Source organism: Silicimonas algicola (genome assembly GCF_003970735.1).
Classification (GTDB): Bacteria; Pseudomonadota; Alphaproteobacteria; order Rhodobacterales; family Rhodobacteraceae; genus Silicimonas; species Silicimonas algicola.
Window position 1 is genome coordinate 2,002,670 of sequence record NZ_CP034588.1, and the last position, 18,011, is coordinate 2,020,680.

Consider the following 18,011-nt stretch of genomic DNA (forward strand, 5'->3'; position numbering starts at 1 on the left):
GGTGTCCTTCGACGTCCTCGTTACGCTCTGCCTCGCCTACGTCCTTCTTCTGTTCGCCGTCGCCTTCTGGGCCGACAAGCGCGCCGCGCGGGGCAGGATGGGGTGGATCCGCTCGCCCGCGGTCTACACGCTGTCGCTGTCGATCTACTGCACCGCGTGGACCTTCTACGGCGCGGTGGGATATGCCGCGCGGTCGGGGATGGAATTCGTCACCATCTATCTCGGCCCCACGCTGGTCATGGTCGGCTGGTGGACCGTGCTGCGCCGCCTCGTCCGGATCGGGCGCATACAGCGCATCACCTCGGTCGCCGACCTGATCTCGTCGCGCTATGGCAAGTCGAACCTTCTGGGCGTGCTGGTGACGGTTCTCGCGGTCGTCGGCACGACGCCCTACATCGCGCTTCAGCTCCAGTCGGTCACGCTGTCTTTCGACGTCTTCGCGGGCGGCGGCGTGCGGGCCGACGGCGACTCGCTGACCCAGACGGCGCTGTTCATCGCGGGCGGGCTGGCGATCTTCACCATCGTCTTCGGCACCCGGAACCTGGACGCGAACGAACGCCACCACGGCGTCGTCACCGCCATCGCAGTCGAGGCCGTCGTGAAGCTCGTGGCGCTTCTGGCGGTCGGCATCTTCGTGGTCTTTGTGGCAGGCGGCGGTGCGGGCGCCACCCTCGAGGCCATCGACGCCTCGGAGATCTCGGAGTGGCACGCTGGGCCGGCGCGCTGGATGACGATGATCTTCCTGTCGGGCGCGGCCTTCCTGTGCCTGCCGCGCATGTTCCAGGTCATGGTCGTCGAGAACTCGGACGAGCGGCACCTCGCCATCGCGAGCTGGGCCTTCCCCCTCTACCTCTTCCTGATGAGCCTCTTCGTCGTGCCGATCGCCGTCGTGGGGCTCGACGTGCTGCCCGAGGGCGCCAACCCCGACCTCTTCGTGCTGACGATCCCACTTGCCTACGACCGAGACGCGCTGGCCATGCTGGCATTCCTGGGCGGCTTCTCCTCGGCGACGTCGATGGTCATCGTCGCGGCCATCGCCCTGTCGACCATGGTGTCGAACCACATCGTCATGCCGATCTGGCTGAACGCCCGGAAGGGCGGGGCGACGGTGTCGGGCGACGTGCGGACCGTCGTCATCCAGGCGCGGCGGCTGTCCATCGCGGGGGTCTTGGCCCTTGGCTATCTCTACTACGTCTTCTCGGGCGGCGGCACGGCGCTCGCGGCCATCGGCCTCATCTCGTTCACCGGACTCGCGCAGGTGCTGCCCGCGATGCTGGGCGGCATCTTCTGGCGGGGAGCGACGCGCGCGGGCGCGGCGGCGGGCCTGTCGGCGGGCTTCGCGATCTGGCTCTGGACCTCGTTCCTGCCGAGCTTCGGCGAAGCCGGGCTTCTGTCGGCGTCGGTCTTCACGGACGGGCCCTTCGGCCTGTCGCTGCTGCGTCCCCAGGCCCTGTTCGGGATCGAAGGCCTGGATCCCGTGGTCCACTCGGTGCTTTGGTCGCTTCTCGTCAATGCCGTCATCTTCTGCCTCGTCTCGGTCCTGACCTTCCCCACGCCCGTCGAGCGGCTTCAGGGCGCGGCCTTCGTCAATGTCTTCCGCTACTCCGAGGGAGCGCCGGGCTGGACGGGAAGCGCTGTCGAGGCCGAGGATCTTCTGATGATGTCGCAGCGCCTCCTGGGCACGGCAGAGGCGCAGCTTCTGTTCGAGGGCGAGGCCGCAGGCCAGGGCAAGAGCGGCTATATCCCCGACGTGACCCCGGCGTTCCTGGAAAAGCTCGAACGCAAGCTCGCGGGGTCGGTCGGGGCCGCGACGGCGCATGCGATGCTGCTTCAGATCACGGGCGGGGTGTCCGTCACGGTCGAGGACCTGATGAAGGTCGCCGACGAAGCCCAGCAAATCCTTGAGTATTCCAGCCAGCTAGAAGCCAAGAGCCAGGAGCTGGGGCGGACCGCGCGACAACTGAAGGAGGCGAACGACAAGCTGGTGGCGCTGTCGGTGCAGAAGGACGGCTTCCTCAGCCAGATCAGTCACGAATTGCGCACGCCGATGACGTCGATCCGGTCGTTCAGCGAGATCCTCATGCACGGCGAGACGATGACCCCCGAAGAGCGGCAGCGCTATTCCTCGATCATCCACGACGAGACGATCCGGCTGACGAGGCTTTTGGACGACCTTCTCGACCTTTCGGTGCTCGAGAACGGGCAGGTGACGCTGAACGAGGCCGACTGGACGCTGGAAGCGATCCTCGACCGCGCGGTGGCTGCGACCGAGCGGGCAGGGCCGGGACCCGCGATGACCATCGACCGCGACCGGGCCGGCGAGCGCACGCGGATCCGGACCGACGGCGACAGGCTGGCGCAGGTCTTCATCAACCTCATCGCCAACGCGCAGAAGTACTGCGACGCCGACGCGCCCCGCCTGCGGATCGTGGTGCGCGAACGCCAGGGCCGCCCGGTCGTCGATTTCATGGACAACGGATCGGGCATTCCGCAGAAGGCGCAGGCAGTGATCTTCGAGAAGTTCGCGCGCGTCTCGGACCATCGCGCGGCTGGCGGAGCCGGTCTGGGCCTCGCGATCTGCCGCGAGGTGATGCATCGTCTCGGCGGCGGGATCGCCTATCTGCCGGGGCAGGGCGGGGCCGCCTTCCGCGTGACGCTGCCGCGCCGACAGGCCGAGGCGGCCTGAGACGGAAACCAAATAGTAACCCTGATGCCGGACGCTTCGAGCGGACAGACAGGGGGCGCTCTCGGCGATGAACGACATGACTTCGGTGCTTCGGCGCAAGCTTGCGCCTTCAAGACCCGCCGCGGTGCCGGGCGGGGCGTCGGTCGAGGCGCTCTTGCGCAAGCTGATGCCGCGCGATGCAGACCGGGAACTGCGGCTCGACCTCATGGTCGGCGCCGTGACCCTGGGCACCGTGCCGAAGACCGCTGTCACCGATCGGCTCACGGCTCTCGACCTGGCGTTCCTGATGAAAGGTCCGGGCGACACGCGCGGGCTTTGCCTGATGACGCCCGGCCTTCTGGCCGCCCTGACCGAGGTGCAGATGTCGGGCCGCGTCACGCGCTCGGCGCCGCCCGACCGCATTCCCACCCGCACCGATGGCATCGTCGTGGCCGAGATGCTGGACCGCTGGATGCGCTCGGCGCTGGAAGCCGCCGAGGAGGCGGGGCTGACCGACATTCTGCCCTTCGCCGGTTACGCGAGGATGGATGGCGTTCAGCCGCGTCGGAACGTGGTGCTTGCCCTCGACCCCGTGGAGTACCGCACCTTGTCGGTCGATCTCGTCCTTGGCGACGACGCGAAGACCGGGACGCTGTTCTTCGCAATGCCCGTCCCGCGGCCTTTGACCGTCGTGTCGCCGCAGCCGGGTCGGATGCTGCGGCATCTCGCGACGGTGCCCGCGCCGATGACTGCGGTGTTGGCGCGGCTGCCGCATCCCTATGGGCAGGCGCGTCGGCTGGGGGTGGGCGACCTCATCCCCATCCCGGTTTCGGCGCTGGTCAATGTCCGGCTTGAGACGCTGGCGGGCAAGCTGATCGCCACGGCGCGGCTAGGGCAGTTGAATGGCCAGAAGGCGGTGCGCCTGTCGTCGGGTGGGGGCGCCGCTGCCGCGCTATCCGGCCCGCCGATCTCGGGCGCACGAGCAGGCCTTGCCGGCATCGCCGGAGCCACGCCATTCCCCGGGCTCGCCGAGCTTCCGGGGCTTCCCGACTTGCCGGACCTGCCCGACTTTCCCGATCTGCCCGACCTCCCGGACCTGCCGCCGCTCGACTGAGCGCGACAGCGACGGCGAAATAGGCAGCCGTCCGCCGGTAAGGCCAAATGTCGCGCACCAACTGTCATTATCCTGTCTTGAATGATCTGGATTAACGACCTTAGTCGTAGCCCGTGCTACGGTCATCACGTCGCCGAACAAGCGACACACCCTGGGAGGACAATATGCAGACAGCAGCGAAGAAGGCCCGCCTCCGCGACGAGGAAACGAACGCCTCGGACGATGCCGCACGCCCGGACCAGACAAGCAGCAGGGAAGATGGGGCGTTCGTCGTACCCTTCCCGACCAGCTATCGTCCGGCGACCACCGAGGAACTCGAAGAGATGTGGGACAACGTTCCCGTCTGACCCTTGGGCGCCGTGCGTCGGCTTGAGTTTCCCGTCCGTTGGCGTATGAACACCCAATGGGCAGGGAAGAACAGGTCGCTCCGATTCAGAAGGTCAAGAGCGAGCGCCGCGATGGCGTTCTGATCGTCGTGATCGAGAACCCGCCGACGGCGGCGCTCTCGGCCGACGTGCGCACCGGATTGATGCGCGCGCTGGACGAGGCAGAAGCGGACACCTCGATCCGCGGGATCGTCCTGACCGGCTCGGAAGGCGCCTTCGCCACGGGCGCCAGCCTGAACGAGACGCCCGCCAACGACGTCCCCGACCTCGCCGCCGTCTGCGACCGGATCGAGGCCGCCACGAAGCCCGTGGTGGCCGCGATCCAGGGCGCCTCCCTGGGCGGCGGGCTGGAGCTGGCGCTGGCCGCCCACCTGCGCGTCGCTACCCCCTCCGCCCGGCTCGGCGCGCCAGACATCACGCTTGGTCTTGTTCCGAACGCGGGCTGCACGCAGCGGCTGCCCAAGGTCGTGGGCGGGATCGCGGCGCTGAAGCTCCTTCTAAGCGGGCGGGCCGTGAACGGCGAAGTGGCGCAGAAACTGGGCCTTGTCGACGTGATCGAAGCGCGCGAACCGGTGGCCGTCGCCGTGCGACACGCCCTTCGGCTGGCCGGCAGTCCCTCGACAATCCTGCGCAGTTCGGAACGCCGCGACCGGCTGGGCGAGGGCACGGCTTTCCTTGAAGCAGTGGCCACGCACCGCCGCGCCGCCGATGCCTCGCCGCTCGACGCGCCGCTCCGGATGATCGACTGCGTCGAATCCGCCCTTCTTCTGCCCTACGACATCGGGCGCGGAATGGAGCAGGCGGCCTTCGAGGATCTGGTCGTCTCGGAGCATTCCAAGTCGCTGCGCCACATCTTCTCGGCCGAGCGCAAGCTTCACGCGGCGACGAAATGGGAAGGCCGCGTGCCGTCGCGCCCGATCAACGGCGTCGCCATCGTCGGCGCTCGCGCCGTCGGGGCGGAACTCGTCGTGCAATGTCTCGACGCCGGGTTTTCGGTCACGGTGGCCGAGGCCAGCGACGAGGCCTTGGAAGAGGGCTCGGGCCGCATCATCGGACACTACGACGCGCGCGTCGCGGCAGGGCAGATGTCGGAAGACGCCGTCGAGGCCGTGCTGGAGCGGATGCAGCCGGTGTCGGGCTTCGATACCCTCGGCGAGGCCGACATCGTCATCGACGCCCTTCCGGCGCTGTCACGGAAGCGCGTCTCGGCGCTCGACGCGTCGATGAAGGCCGGCGCCGTGCTGATCGTGGGCGCCGAGAACGTGGACATCGAGAGTGTCGCCAAGATGACCAACCGCGCGGCGGACGTCGTGGGGATGCGCGTCTATCCGGGCCTGAAGAAGAACCGGCTGGCCGAAATGGCGGCGGGCGAGTCGACAGGGCCGCGTGCTCTTGCCACGGCGCGGGTGCTGGCGCGGAAGCTCGACCGGCTGATCCTCGATGTCGGCCCCTCCCGCGAGGGGATCGGCACGCGCATCGCCGAGGCTCTGCACGCGGCCGCCGACCTCTGCCTCGAAGACGGCGCGCGCGTGGGTCAGATCGACGCCGCGCTGAAGGACTGGGGTCTGCCCTTCGGCTCCTTCGCGTGGCGGGACGTCACGGGCATCCGGCGCGTCGGCGCGCCGCAGGGTCTGGAAGGTCAGCGGGGCGGGGGCATTGACGCCGTGCTCGTCTCGACGGGGCGCATCGGAATGCCCGCTGGGCGGGGATATTTCACCTACCGCGAACGTGGGAAGCCCGGGGTCGAGGATCCCGAGGTGCAGAACATGATCGACGCCGACCGCAGCGCGAAAGGCATCGAGGCGCGAAAGGTGAGCGACGGCGAGATCCGGGCGCGCTGCGTGGCGGCCATGGCCGGGGCGGGGGCTGCGATCCTGGCCGAGGGCGGCGCGAGGCGTCCGTCCGACATCGACATGGTGGCGGTGCATGGCCTGGGCTTCGCGCGGCGCACCGGGGGCGTGATGTTCGCGGCCGATCTCATGGGGCTGGCCGAGGTGGCGCGTCACCTGAGCGAGATGGCGCAGGTCAGCTCGCGCATTGCGCCTCCGAACGGTGTGCTGAACGATCTTCTGACGTCCGGAAAGACCTTCGGCGATCTGAACGACTGACGCCTCTCAGCCGAGGATGATCCCCAGGATCACCAGCATGAGCCCGAGCGCGGAAAGAAGAAGCGCGCCCAGGTTCAGCGCCACGACCCTTTGCAGCCGGGCCTTGAGCGCCGCGTCGTCGAGCCCCGCATTGCGGGCGCGCGTCACGAGGACGATGCACCAGACGAGCCCCGCAAGGCCCGCGAGCGTCACGGCCGCGCCGATCCAGACCAGAAGTTCCATCGCCGTCTCCGCCTGCGTGCGTCCGCCACGGGCGTAATCCGTGACGCCGCCGCCTTCAACCCTTGCGACAGGCAGGGCGGGCAGCTATCGAGCAGGCCCGGACAAGGAGAGTGCCCCAGATGGAAGACAGCGTCATCGACCAGAGCTACCGCGTCACAGCCGAGGAGCTGCGCCAGTTCATCGAGAGATGGGAGCGGCTCGAAGCCGAGAAGAAGGACATCGCCGACCAGCAGAAGGAGGTGATGGCCGAGGCCAAAGGTCGGGGGTACGACACCAAGGTCTTACGCAAGGTCATTTCGCTGCGGAAGCGCGACAAGGACGACATCGCCGAGGAAGAGGCCGTCCTCGAGATGTACAAGCAGGCGCTCGGGATGTGACTTCGGGGCATCGGCCGGTGCCCCCCGGCGCCGCCGAACCGGAGACCGCGCTGCATCGCTGGTTCGCAGTTGAGGCGGGATCGTCGGAACGGCGGGCGCGACACGGCGTTCTCCCTTCGCGGGCAGACCCCTGAGGGAGATCACCATGAAGGACGCCCTATTGAAATCCGCGAAGGACCTCGCCGCGTTGCGCAAGGGACTCCTGCCCGGTGAAAGCGCCGAGTATGCAGCAGCCCGGACGGCGCTTCTCGCCGAGGAGATCGAGGCAAGACGCCACCTGACCCGGCTGGCCGAAATGCGGCATGCGCTTCCGCAGGGGCCGGTGGTCGAGAAGGACTATCGCTTCAAGGACGCGAACGGATCGGAGGTGGGTCTCGCCGACCTGTTCGGAGAGCACGATACCCTCGTCACCTATTTCTGGATGTACGGCCCGGATCGCGAACGGCCCTGTCCGATGTGTACGAACTTCCTCGGGGGCGTGAACGGCAACGCCGCCGACATCAAGCAGCGGGCCGCGTTCAAGATCCTCGGGCGCAGCACGGTGGAGCGGCAGACGGCATTCGCGCTGGAACGCGGGTGGCGCGATCTCGATTTCGTCCAGACGGTCGGCGACGACTATGCGGTGGACCACAACGCTCTGGATCCCGAGACGGGGTGGGAGTTTCCGGCCTTCGCGGTGTTCCGCCGGGAGGGCGGGACGGTGCGCTATTTCTACACGGCGGACATGCCGGCCGAAGCGGCGGATCCGGGCCAGGACCCGAGGGGCGCCGTCGATATCGCGCCCCTCTGGAATATCCTCGACATGACGCCCGACGGCCGCGGCGAGGACTGGTATCCGAAGCTGAGCTACTGACGGCTCAAGTCGCCTCCAGCACCATGTTGAGCGGCGTCTCGGCCGCGCGGCGCACCTTCGTGAAGCCGCCCGAGCGGATCACCTCGGCGATGCGCGCCTCGCCCGCCTGCGCGCCAAGCGCCGTCCCAATCTCCTGCGCGAGCGACGTGGGCACGCAGATCATCGTCGAGGCCGAGTAGTAAAGCCGTCCGACCGGGTTCAGGTTGCTTTCGAGACGGTCGCCGGCATTGGGTTCGACGACCATCCAGGTGCCTCCGGGTTTCAGTGCCGAGCGGATGTGCGTCGCGGCGGCGGCCGGGTCGCCCATGTCGTGCAGGCAATCGAAGCAGGTGACGAAGTCGAAGGTGCCGGGGAAGTCCTGCGCGCGGCCGACTTCGAAGCGGACGTTGCCGACGCCGTGCGCCGCCGCGTGGGCGGTGGCCGCCGCGATCGAGCCGGGGTGGAAGTCGTAGCCGACGAAGGTGGATTTCGGGAAGGCCTGCGCCATCAGGATGGTCGAGAGGCCGTGCCCGCAACCGATGTCGGCGACGGTGGCGCCCTCGGTCAGAAGGTCCGTCACACCGTCGAGGGCCGGAAGCCACTGCTGGACCAGCGCGTTGACGTATCCGGGCCTGAACATGCGTGCGACCGAGCAGAAGAGGCAGCCCGCCTGGTCGCCCCAGGCGACGCCCTTGCCGGTCTTGAAGGCGGCCTGCACCTTGGCCTGGTTCTCGACCATCGCGGCGGCGGTATCGAAAGCGCCGATCATGTTCGCGGGGCTGTCGGGCGAGGCGAAGACGAAGGCCTGTTCGGGCGAAAGCGAAAAGCGCCCGGATTCGTGCGTGACATAGCCCGAAGCCGCCTGCGCCGCGAGCCACTCGCGGACGTAGCGCGGATGGCATTCGGCCGCGTCGGCCAGCGTCTCGGCCGTCGCGGGGCCGATGCGCTCGAGCGTCCTGTAGAGCCCGAGCGCGTCGCCGATCCGGACGAGGGGTATGCTCATGGCGCCGCCGAGATCGCCAAGGATCTGCAGGATGAAGGTGTTCAGTGCGGTTTCGTCGAGGGGCATCGTCGTATCCTCCTGTCGCGGCTTGAGTGCCGGTGGAGGCAGCCTGCCCTCTCGCGTGCATCATGGCATGAGGCCCGTGTCCCAGAGCGGCGGAATTCTCGTGGGCCGGATGTCCCGGACGCGCTAGTCGCTGAGCGCGCGCACGATCGCCTGCGCGCGGCTGTGAACGCCGAGTTTCGAGAGAACCACCGTGACCTGGTTGCGCACCGTCTTTTCGCTCTTGCCGAGACGGCCGGCGATGGTGCGGTTGTCGAGACCCTCGGCCATGAGATGGAGGACCTCGGCCTCGGCCGCCGTCAGCCCCGCATCGCGTGGCACCGCGCCCGCGGGCGGGGTGTCGCCCAGGAAGTCAGCCAGTTCGCGGTGAAAGACCTCCCACGCCGGTTCGCCCGGGATCAGGACGTGGTTGGCGCTGTCGAGGGGGACGAAGACCGCACCGGGGACGAGGGCCGCGACCTTGGTTCCTTCTTCGAACGGCACGCGCATGTCGTTCCGGCACGAGACGACAAGCGTCGGCACCCGGATCTGCGGGCAGAGGTCGACGACGTCGATGCCCTGCATCTGCCGCAGGGTCTCGGCCGCCACCTCGGGCGAGGCCGTCTCGCGTTCCAGGTCGCCCCACCAGCGGTGCTGCTCTGGCGTGCCGCCGGGAATGAAGAGGTTGGTGAAGAACTGGCAGAACGCAGGGTTCTCGCGGCCCCATCCGATGCGGACGAAGTTGACCATCGTCTCGGCCTCGAGCCGTTCGGCGTCGGTGCGCGCCCGCGTCCGGCCGCCTTCCGCGTAAGTGTTGAAGAGGACGAGGTGCGAGACCCTCTCGGGGTGACGGGCGGCATAGTCGATGGCCAGAGATCCGCCCTGCGACACGCCGAAAAGGACGAAGCGGTCTTCTTGGATGGTGTCGGCGACGGCCTCGAAGTCCTTGTGCCAGGCCGCAAGCGACAGGTCGGCGCAATGGCGTTCGGACAGGCCGCAGCCGCGCGGGTCGTAGCGGACATAGCGGTGGTGCCGCGACATCGCCTCGACCCAGGGGCGCCAGACGGGGCTGTCGAGATCGTAGGTGACGTGGCTGAGCCAGTGCGGCGCGCGCAGGATGACCGGCCCCGAGCCACAGGCGGCGGTGGCGATCCGCGTCCCGTCCTCGGAGGTGCAGAAGGCGATGTCCTGGTGGAGTCGCATGGGGCGAGTGTAACCACTTCCGCGCGAGGCATACAGGCGGTGTGTGGGCTCGGCTGGACGCCCTCGCGACCTGCCTCGAAATCGCGTCCGGCTGCGCCTTTCGCAAGCCTGAGTGTCGCAGTTAATTTACAAATCCGACGGCGGCTCCCATACAGCCTTGAATGCGAAGCGCCCTCATTTTTTCCGCCATCGTCGTCGGGTTTGCGGGGATGTTGGCCTTCGCGGCCAGCAGCGTGGAGGCGTGGCGGTTTCCGACCTCGGACGTGACGGTCGAGGAGTTGAACGCGAGCCCTGACGCGCTTGCGAACACGCGCGCCGCCTTCGCCCTGGCGCGCTCCGGCGAGACGGTTCCCTTCCGCGTCCTGTTCTACGGCCAGTCGATCATCGGCTCGGGCTGGGGCGACCTCGCGATGGCGGACTTGGCCAGGCTTCACCCGAACATGGTCTTTCAGTGGGACAATCGATCCATCGGCGGCTTCTCGGCCGAGAACCTTGTCCATACGGCGTCCGCCGATCTGGCCGATCTCTCGCCCGACCTGATCGTCTTTCACGTCTACGGCGACCACCGCGCCTACGAGCGGACCGTCGTCGAAATGCTCAGGCGGACCGGCGCGGACATCATCCTCCAGACGGATCACGCGGACACCATTCCCGAGCCGCGCTGCCAGGTCGGTCTGACGTTGCTTGTCGCGCAGCCCAAAGGGTGCCGCTCCTGGCCCCTGCTGAGGCAAGGGAAGTGGCGCGATTACATGTCGTACCACTTCATACCGGCGCTGGCGGAACGTCTTCATCTCGCGGTCCAGCCAGTGCGTCAGGTCTGGACGGACCGGCTGCGGGCCGAGGGACGCCGGCCGGAAGAAGTTCTGAAAGACGGGCTTCACCTGAACGACGAAGGGCGTCGATGGATGGCCGACTTCTTCGTCGACTTCATCGAGCAGCAGACGGCGCGGTCGGAGGGAGCGTCCCGCAGGCGACTGCTTCCGCTGCCGCAGTCCGATGCCTCCGGCGTTCGCCGGCTTCAGACCGACGCCGACCGCGTCGAGCTTGTGTCTAGGCAGCCCCTGGGGCCCTTGTCGATCAGGATCGACGGAGAGGCGGCAGAAGAGCATCCGAGCTGTGTCGCCCACGGGCGTCCGACCGGGTCGCTGCCCGATCATCCATGGCCGTCGGTGCGCAAGGTGAGTTCGGAAAGCGCCCTTGTGCCCGAAGAGTGGCGCGTGACGATGCGCGACTTCTCGGAGGACTACTCGGACTTCGCCTTCGACGTCGTGGGCTCCGTGACCGGTCCGGACGGCACGGGTCGCGCGGGCGACGATTTCCGGTCCGGCTCCGGGCGCGTCATCCTGGATCAAGCGGACTGGACGACGGCGAGGCTGTTCGCCGAGAAGGGCGTCCCTATCCCCGACCCCTTGACCGTGACCTTCAGCGCCCGGTTCCTCTGCGACGACGTGGCGGCGGTGGGATCTGGGGGTGTGACGCAATTCTACATGACGACGCTCTTCGTGAACACGGGTGGCGGCGAGCACGTCCTGGACTTCGTTCTCGCGCCCGAGAGCGCGGCAGGCATCATGGGCGTCCTTCTGACCGATCATCGCCAATAGCGGAACGCGTTGGCGCGGCACAGGTACGGCGCGGTCGGACTTACGCGACGCGGAGGGGCGCGCTAGGGTGAGGAAATCCCAAAGGGAGTCTCACCGCATGGCCAAGTTCGTGTTCGGAATGAACCTGTCGCTGGACGGCTATGTCGACCACGAAGGCTTCGCGCCCGACGCCACGCTCTTCCGGCACTGGATCGACCAGGTGCGCGAGGCCGGCGGCAGCATCTACGGACGGCGCATCTATGAGATCATGCGCTATTGGGACGAAGAGCAGCCCGGCTGGGGCGAGGACGAGCGCGCCTTCGCGGAGGCCTGGCGGACGCAGCACAAGTGGGTGGTGTCGCGGTCCCTGACCGAGGTCGGCCCCAACGCCACGCTCCTGTCAGACGACATCGAGGACACGATCCGGCGCCTGAAATCGGAGCTTTCGGGCGAGATCGACGTCTCGGGCACGATCCTGGCCGATAGCCTCGGGCAACTCGGCCTCATCGACGAATACCGGCTCTATTTTCACCCGGTCGTCCTCGGTGGAGGCAAGCCGTTCTTCGCGGGACCGCGTCCAAAGCTTCGCCTGGTGGCGAGCGAGCGGATCGGCGGCGAGGCGATCCGGCTGACGTACGTTCCGGAGTAGGTGCGGTTCCCTGGGACAGGGTGGCGATCAGAGGATGCCGTGTCCTTTCAGCAGGGCCTGCTCGTCGCCCGCCATCCAGCCGAAGACCTTCGGTTCGCCGTTCAGCGTCTGGACGAGGTAATGGACATCGAAGTCGATCGCCGTCTCGGGTAGATCGTCGCGGGCATAGGTCGCGGTCCAGGCGGCGTGGGCGACGCAGTGATGCTCGTCCACCGGCGTGATGCGAAGGCCGCGCAGGCGCATGTGCTTCGTCCCCATCGTCCGGTAGGCCTCGTAGCCGTCGAGCATGGCCTTGCGGAGGCTCTCGTCGTTCTTCCCCGTCATCACGCCTGCGGGCGAGGCGCCGATGAACTCCGACGCGTAGAGGCGGTCAACTTCATCGGGATCGAAGTCGCCGGCGAGCGACCGGTTGAAGAAGGCCTCGTAGCGGTCGAAGAGTGTCCGGACGGCGGTTTCCATGCGCTTCGTCTTCTCGAGAGTTCTCAAGGGGAGAGTACATGGGGCGGGCAGGCAACGCGACAAGCAGATGTTGTCGGAGGTGTTTCTCAGTCCGCGACGTCGACGTCCCTGATCCAAATGCCGAACTCGGTAGCATGGCCGCTCAGCACGATCCTGTCTCCGACGGACAGGGGCCGAGAAAGCCTCCGCGAGAGGTGGCAGAAGGTCGCGCTTCCGGTTTCGAGGTGGACCGAGATGCTCTCCCGACATCTCGACCTGTTCAGGCTGATAGAAGAGATCGTGGCAACTTCCGAATAGTCCCTTCCCCAAGCGGCAGCTGCGGCCACGGGCACCAGCGACGCAAAGAAGAAATAAGAGAAAGCCGCCAAGGGAATGGAGCTCAAGAGGAGCATACAAAGACTGAAGTAGGTGGAAGCGCGCACGTTTCGCGGAATGGTCCTGCGCGCCCATCGGACCGAGAGAGCGTAAAAAAGTGAGACGAACGCAGCGGTGGTGGCCAATGTCGCCGCCACGGACAAGCTGGCCCAGAACTGGCTGGGAACGGTTCGGAACCCAAAGAACGGGGAAACGATTCCCAGTATGAACACGAACTCAAGTCCCAGAAAAAGACGTCTGGTCGGCTTCGAAGCCGCCTGAAGTTCCTCACGCACGCCTTGACCGAGAACGCCGCGTCCCAGCAAGCGATCTTTCTCCGGGTCAATGACAAGGTTTCGAAAGACAAGCCCCGGAACCAGGAATGTCAGAGCGAAGGCGAAGCCGAGCGCGACTTCGATCCAGATCGAGATGCCGGCGATTTGAACCAGAAGCAGGTATAGCAGCATCGACAGCGTCATTAGGAAAAAGGCGGCCCCCCGTCCCAGCCAGACTGCCAGTCCCTGAACCCAAGGGATCGAGCGATGCGGCAGGATCAGGGCCAACGCCATGCCGAGCCAGATGGCATGGAGCATCGCCGCCCAGAACGTTCCGAGCTGGACCTGTCCGACCATCGTGCCGCGCCCGAACAGCACGGCGAGGCTTAGAAACGCCGCCCCGCCGAGCACAAGACAAAGGATGTGAGCGGTGCGCATCGCGGTCATGCGGCCGCTCTATCGTTGGCAGGGGGCGATTTTATGGCAGTTGGTGCGCGAGACCACGTGCGCTCCCGTCAACTCGCCAGCACGTTCTTGAACTGCCAGGGGTCGGCCTCGTCGATCTCCTCGTCGAACTTGGTCCAGCGCTCCGAGATGGGCGTCCAGTCGGTGTAGTGCGCCTCGACCGGGCCGAGGTAGGGGCGCTGGACCTCGAGGCAGCGGAGGTGGTCCATCTCGTCGGTCTCGACGATGCCGGCCTGGGGGTTCTCGAGCGCCCAGGCCATGCCGGCGAGGACGGCGGAGGAGACCTGGAGGCCGGTGGCGTTCTGGAAGGGGGCGAGGTCGCGGGTTTCTTCGATGGAGAGCCGCGAGCCGTACCAGAGGGCGTTCTTCTCGTGGCCGTAAAGAAGGACGCCCAACTCGTCGATGCCCTCGGTGATCTCGTTCTCGTCGAGGATGTGCTGGGTCGCCTGGATGCGGCCTGACCCGAAGGTCTCGTGCAGCGAGAGCACCGCGTCGTCGCAGGGGTGGTAGGCGTAGTGGCAGGTCGGGCGATAGTCGGGCCGGGCCGGGTCGCCGACGGTATAGTGGTCGGAGATCGAGATCGCTTCGTTGTGGGTGACGAGGAAGCCGAACTGCGGCCCAGGCGTCGGGCACCAGGTGTGGACGCGGGTGATGGCGCCGGGGCGCGCGATCCAGATGCCGGCGCGGCAGCCGGTGGCGTGGGAATGCGCGTCCTCGGGCATCCAGGTCTCGTGCGTGCCCCAGCCCAGCTCGGCGGGCTGGAAACCTTCCGAGACGAAGCCCTCGACCGACCAGGTGTTGACGAAGGTGCCGATGCGCTTGTGGCGGGTGGATTTCTGGGTGTCGCGCTCGGCGATGTGGATGCCCTTGACGCCGAGCGACTGCATGAACCGGCCCCAGCCCTCGCGCGTGTGCGGCATGGGATCCGAGCGGCCGGTGTCGCGGGACAGCGTCATCAGCGCGTCCTTCACGAACCACGAGACCATGCCGGGGTTCGCGCCGCAGCAGGAGACCGCCGTGGGGCCGCCGGGGTTGCGGGCTTTCTCGTCGCGCACGGCCTGGCGAAGGGCATAGTTGGTGCGGGCGGCGTTGTCGGTGGTGTCGAAGTAGAAGCCGGCCCAGGGCTCGACCACGGTGTCGATGTAAAGCACGCCCAACTCGCGGCAGTGCTTCATGATGTCGAGCGACGAGGTGTCGACCGAAAGGTTGACGCAGAAGCCCTTTCCGTCGGGAAAGAGGCGCGAGAGCAGGGCGCGGTAGTTGTCGCGCGTCACGGCCTCCTCGACATGACGGATGCCGCGCTGCGCAAGGAAGGTGTGGTCGTCGAGGTTCGGCTCGATGACGAAGATCTGGCGCGCGTCGTATTCGAAATGCCGCTCGATGAGGGGCAGGGTGCCGCGCCCGATGGAGCCGAAGCCGATCATCACGATGGGTCCGTCGATGCGTCCGTGGTTCGGGTAGGCGGTCATGGGCGCGGTCTCCATTGAGAAACCGACCTATCATTGCGGGCGGGCGAGTCCAACCGCCGGTCCCGCCAGACCCTCACGGCGAGATGAAGGTCACGCCCTGCATCCGGGCGATGCGGGCGACGTCTTCCTCGTAGAGCTCGGTCAGCGCAGCGACGGTGTCCTCGGTCCAGCCCGGCAGGTCGATCTCGGTCTCGATCTCGTCGCGGAGGGCGTGCGCCTCGAGGAAGGCGGCGATGGCGCGGCGGCGCTTGGTCTCGTTCTCGATCTCGCGTTCGGCGAGAAAGTCGGTGAGCCGCGTCATCCCGTCCTCGGACATGATCGTGTCGAGCATGTCGAAGCCGCCCTCGAGCCTGGTGAAGGGATCGTGGCCCGTCACTTCGCGCATGACCTCGGACCAGATGAAGGGTGTGTCCTCGTGGCACCAGGCGACGATGCGCGCGCCGGGGTTCGCGGCCGCGATGTCGGCGATCACCTCCGACCACATGAGGTCGCCGAGCGAGAGGCCTTCCAGAATGCCGTGACCCTCGCCAGCGGCCGCGAGCGCCTCGGGCACGAATGTCGCGGGATTGCGGATGGCGAGGGCGAATTCCACTTCGTGCGAGGGCAGGCATTGGCGCAGCCAGGACGATTTCTCGGCCTTGGGGTATAGCCCGTTCTGCGCCAGGACGACGCCGACGCGGCAGAGGAAGTTCTCGTTCGACAGGACGACGCGGACCGCGGTGTCGTCGTCGCGGATTGCTTCCAGCAGCATGTCCTCGGTGTCGGTGTCGGCGGCGGACCCGCGCAGCGTCGTCGAGACCTCGCCGATCAACTCGCGATAGCGACCCGGCCCCGGCACGCCGATGCCCTCGGCTGCGAGGGCGGCGCGATTCCGCAAGATCGAGCGGATCAACAGACCGCCGTCCGTGCAATGCGCACCGAGATGGAAGATGACCTGCATCGACTGCCCACGTTTCTTGGGCGGCACGATAGACCGCGCGACTGGACAGGGGAACCAATTTCGAGCTAGGCGAATGCGATGATGACCGACCAAAACGCTCGGACTTTGCGCCGTCTCCGCCTGCGCCCCGACGTCTGGTCGGTTGGCGCGGCCGTGATCGCGGCGCTCGTGCTGATGCCGATCCTGTCGGTCGCCTGGATCGCGCTGCATCCGACGGCGCCGATCTGGGGGCATCTCGTCTCGACGACGCTGCCGCGCTACCTGACGAACTCGGTCGTCATCATGCTGTCCGTGGGCGCACTGTCGGCGGCGATCGGGACTGGGGCGGCCTGGCTCGTGGTGTCCTACCGCTTTCCCGGAGTGCGCTGGTTGCGCTGGATGCTTCTGTTTCCGCTGGCGGTGCCAGGATACCTGGGGGCCTATGCGCTGGTGGACTTTCTCGAGTACGCCGGTCCCGTGCAGACAGCGCTGCGGGAAGCGTTCGGATGGACCAGCGCGCGGGATTACTTTTTCCCCGACATCAGATCGCGTTACGGGGCGATCTTCGTCCTAACTGGCTCGCTCTACCCCTATGTCTACCTCCTCGCCACGGCGGGCTTCCGCGAACAGTCGGGGCGCGCCCACGACGTCGCCCGCGCGCTTGGCGCAGGCCCGTGGCGAAGGTTCCGCACCATCGCATTACCGCTGGCCCGCCCGGCCATCGCAGCGGGCACGGCCATCGTGATGATGGAGACGGTGAACGACTTCGGCGCTGTCGATTTCTTCGGGGTCCAGACGCTGACGACGGGCATCTTCTCGGTCTGGCTCGAAGCGGGGAACGCGGGTGGTGCCGCGCAGATTGCCTGCGTCATCCTCGCCATGATCCTCGCCCTCGTCGCCATCGAGAAGGCGAGCCGCCGGAGGGTCCGCTTTCACCGCATGACGCGGGGCGAGCACAGGATCGAGCCGCAGGACCTGCCGGGAGTCAGGGGATGGATCGCCACGGTGGCCTGCGCGCTGCCGTTCCTCGCAGGGTTCGTGCTGCCGGTCGCGGTGCTTGGCCAGCACGCCCTGACGCAGGAGGGAGGCTGGATCACGCCCGGCCTCGCGCGCGCTGTCCTCAACACCTTCGTCGTCGGTGGTGGCGCGGCGGTCGTGACCGTCACCGCGGCGCTGTTTCTTGTCTACGGCATGCGGCTGTCGGGGCGCACGCTGCCCATGGTCGTCCTGCCTGCGACGACGATCGGCTATGCCGCGCCCGGGGCCGTCCTGGCGCTCGGGCTTCTGATCCCGCTCGCCGCCTTCGACAACGCGCTCGCCGACGGCATCCTCGCGCTGACCGGGCGCGATCCCGGCCTTCTGCTGACGGGAGGCGCCACGGTCCTCATCTACGCCTACGCCGTCCGTTTCTTCGCCATCGCGCAGGGGGCGACCGACGCAGCTCTCGGGCGGGTCTCGCCCAGCCTGCCGCTGGCCGCGCGCACGCTCGGGCGGTCTCCGGGAGGCACGCTTCGGGCCGTGCAGATGCCGCTGATCCGGGGGTCCGTCGCCACGGCGCTCCTCCTCGTCTTCGTCGACGCGGTGAAGGAACTGCCGGCGACGCTGCTGCTTCGTCCCTTCAACTTCGACACCCTCGCCACCCGCGCCCACGAGCAGGCGTCGCTCGAGAAGATCGCCGAGGCCGCGCCGCCCGCCATGCTCATCATCGCCGCGAGCCTCGCCGCCGTGGCCTTCGTCGCCCGCGACATGGTCCGCGCGCGGTAGCTTGCCCGACCGCGCGCGCGTTGCTATGTGAGCGGCACGGTGCCCCTATAGCTCAGCTGGTAGAGCATCTGATTTGTAATCAGGGGGTCGGGAGTTCGAGTCTCTCTGGGGGCACCACTTTCTTG

At 67.4% G+C, this 18,011-nt stretch carries 16 protein-coding genes and 1 tRNA gene; 10 read left to right on the forward strand and 7 right to left on the reverse strand.

Annotation, left to right across the window (positions count from 1 at the left end; genetic code table 11):
- Nucleotide 1: 1 nt before the first annotated feature.
- The 4 genes from EF888_RS09970 to EF888_RS09985 all read left to right on the forward strand — a co-directional run bounded on the left by EF888_RS09970 (nucleotide 2) and on the right by EF888_RS09985 (nucleotide 6,273).
- Nucleotides 2-2,686 (forward strand): ATP-binding protein, encoded by a 2,685-nt coding sequence (locus tag EF888_RS09970; RefSeq protein ID WP_109758861.1) that lies wholly within the window; start codon nucleotides 2-4, stop codon nucleotides 2,684-2,686.
- 67 nt (nucleotides 2,687-2,753) lie between these two features.
- The gene (locus EF888_RS09975; protein WP_109758862.1) at nucleotides 2,754-3,779 is read left to right on the forward strand and encodes a FliM/FliN family flagellar motor C-terminal domain-containing protein; all 1,026 of its coding nucleotides are present in this window, start codon (nucleotides 2,754-2,756) and stop codon (nucleotides 3,777-3,779) included.
- A gap of 164 nt (nucleotides 3,780-3,943) precedes the next feature.
- The gene (locus tag EF888_RS09980) at nucleotides 3,944-4,126 is read left to right on the forward strand and encodes a hypothetical protein (RefSeq protein WP_109758863.1); all 183 of its coding nucleotides are present in this window, start codon (nucleotides 3,944-3,946) and stop codon (nucleotides 4,124-4,126) included.
- Nucleotides 4,127-4,182: 56 nt separating this feature from the next.
- Nucleotides 4,183-6,273, forward strand: a complete 2,091-nt coding sequence (locus EF888_RS09985; protein WP_109758864.1) for an enoyl-CoA hydratase-related protein — start codon at nucleotides 4,183-4,185, stop codon at nucleotides 6,271-6,273.
- A gap of 6 nt (nucleotides 6,274-6,279) precedes the next feature.
- On the opposite strand, the gene EF888_RS09990 is transcribed toward EF888_RS09985, so the two are convergent.
- Nucleotides 6,280-6,495 carry a hypothetical protein gene (locus EF888_RS09990; protein ID WP_109758865.1) on the reverse strand — a complete coding sequence of 72 codons (216 nt, stop codon included), beginning with the start codon at nucleotides 6,493-6,495 and terminating at the stop codon, nucleotides 6,280-6,282.
- 119 nt (nucleotides 6,496-6,614) lie between these two features.
- Between EF888_RS09990 and EF888_RS09995 the strand changes: the two genes are divergently transcribed.
- The gene (locus EF888_RS09995) at nucleotides 6,615-6,872 is read left to right on the forward strand and encodes a DUF2312 domain-containing protein (RefSeq protein WP_109758866.1); all 258 of its coding nucleotides are present in this window, start codon (nucleotides 6,615-6,617) and stop codon (nucleotides 6,870-6,872) included.
- Between the two features lie 145 nt (nucleotides 6,873-7,017).
- Complete coding sequence (locus EF888_RS10000) at nucleotides 7,018-7,725, forward strand: DUF899 family protein (protein ID WP_109758867.1); 708 nt, start codon at nucleotides 7,018-7,020, stop codon at nucleotides 7,723-7,725.
- A 4-nt stretch (nucleotides 7,726-7,729) separates the two neighbouring features.
- Here EF888_RS10000 and EF888_RS10005 read toward each other — a convergent pair whose 3' ends face one another.
- The gene (locus EF888_RS10005; RefSeq protein WP_109758868.1) at nucleotides 7,730-8,773 is read right to left on the reverse strand and encodes a class I SAM-dependent methyltransferase; all 1,044 of its coding nucleotides are present in this window, start codon (nucleotides 8,771-8,773) and stop codon (nucleotides 7,730-7,732) included.
- Nucleotides 8,774-8,896: 123 nt separating this feature from the next.
- The gene (locus EF888_RS10010) at nucleotides 8,897-9,952 is read right to left on the reverse strand and encodes an alpha/beta fold hydrolase (protein WP_109758869.1); all 1,056 of its coding nucleotides are present in this window, start codon (nucleotides 9,950-9,952) and stop codon (nucleotides 8,897-8,899) included.
- Nucleotides 9,953-10,113: 161 nt separating this feature from the next.
- Here EF888_RS10010 and EF888_RS10015 point away from each other — a divergent pair, with 161 nt between their 5' ends.
- Together EF888_RS10015 and EF888_RS10020 are read left to right on the forward strand one after the other, a co-directional pair.
- Nucleotides 10,114-11,553 carry an SGNH/GDSL hydrolase family protein gene (locus EF888_RS10015; RefSeq protein WP_109758870.1) on the forward strand — a complete coding sequence of 480 codons (1,440 nt, stop codon included), beginning with the start codon at nucleotides 10,114-10,116 and terminating at the stop codon, nucleotides 11,551-11,553.
- Between the two features lie 97 nt (nucleotides 11,554-11,650).
- Nucleotides 11,651-12,181, forward strand: coding sequence for a dihydrofolate reductase family protein (locus EF888_RS10020; RefSeq protein ID WP_109758871.1), 531 nt, complete (start codon nucleotides 11,651-11,653; stop codon nucleotides 12,179-12,181).
- 27 nt (nucleotides 12,182-12,208) lie between these two features.
- On the opposite strand, the gene EF888_RS10025 is transcribed toward EF888_RS10020, so the two are convergent.
- The 4 genes from EF888_RS10025 to EF888_RS10040 all read right to left on the reverse strand — a co-directional run bounded on the left by EF888_RS10025 (nucleotide 12,209) and on the right by EF888_RS10040 (nucleotide 16,143).
- Complete coding sequence (locus EF888_RS10025; RefSeq protein ID WP_109758872.1) at nucleotides 12,209-12,640, reverse strand: hypothetical protein; 432 nt, start codon at nucleotides 12,638-12,640, stop codon at nucleotides 12,209-12,211.
- Nucleotides 12,641-12,726: 86 nt separating this feature from the next.
- A complete protein-coding gene (locus EF888_RS10030) occupies nucleotides 12,727-13,626 on the reverse strand; it encodes a hypothetical protein (protein ID WP_126918550.1) in 900 nt (299 codons plus the stop codon).
- 158 nt (nucleotides 13,627-13,784) lie between these two features.
- Complete coding sequence (locus EF888_RS10035) at nucleotides 13,785-15,203, reverse strand: homospermidine synthase (RefSeq protein ID WP_109759021.1); 1,419 nt, start codon at nucleotides 15,201-15,203, stop codon at nucleotides 13,785-13,787.
- Between the two features lie 73 nt (nucleotides 15,204-15,276).
- Nucleotides 15,277-16,143: a hypothetical protein gene (locus EF888_RS10040; protein WP_109758874.1), complete on the reverse strand. Its 867-nt coding sequence runs from the start codon at nucleotides 16,141-16,143 to the stop codon at nucleotides 15,277-15,279.
- Nucleotides 16,144-16,224: 81 nt separating this feature from the next.
- Here EF888_RS10040 and EF888_RS10045 point away from each other — a divergent pair, with 81 nt between their 5' ends.
- Nucleotides 16,225-17,886, forward strand: coding sequence for an ABC transporter permease (locus tag EF888_RS10045; protein ID WP_109759022.1), 1,662 nt, complete (start codon nucleotides 16,225-16,227; stop codon nucleotides 17,884-17,886).
- Between the two features lie 41 nt (nucleotides 17,887-17,927).
- Nucleotides 17,928-18,003: transfer RNA gene (locus tag EF888_RS10050), tRNA-Thr, on the forward strand.
- The last annotated feature ends 8 nt before the right edge of the window (nucleotides 18,004-18,011 follow it).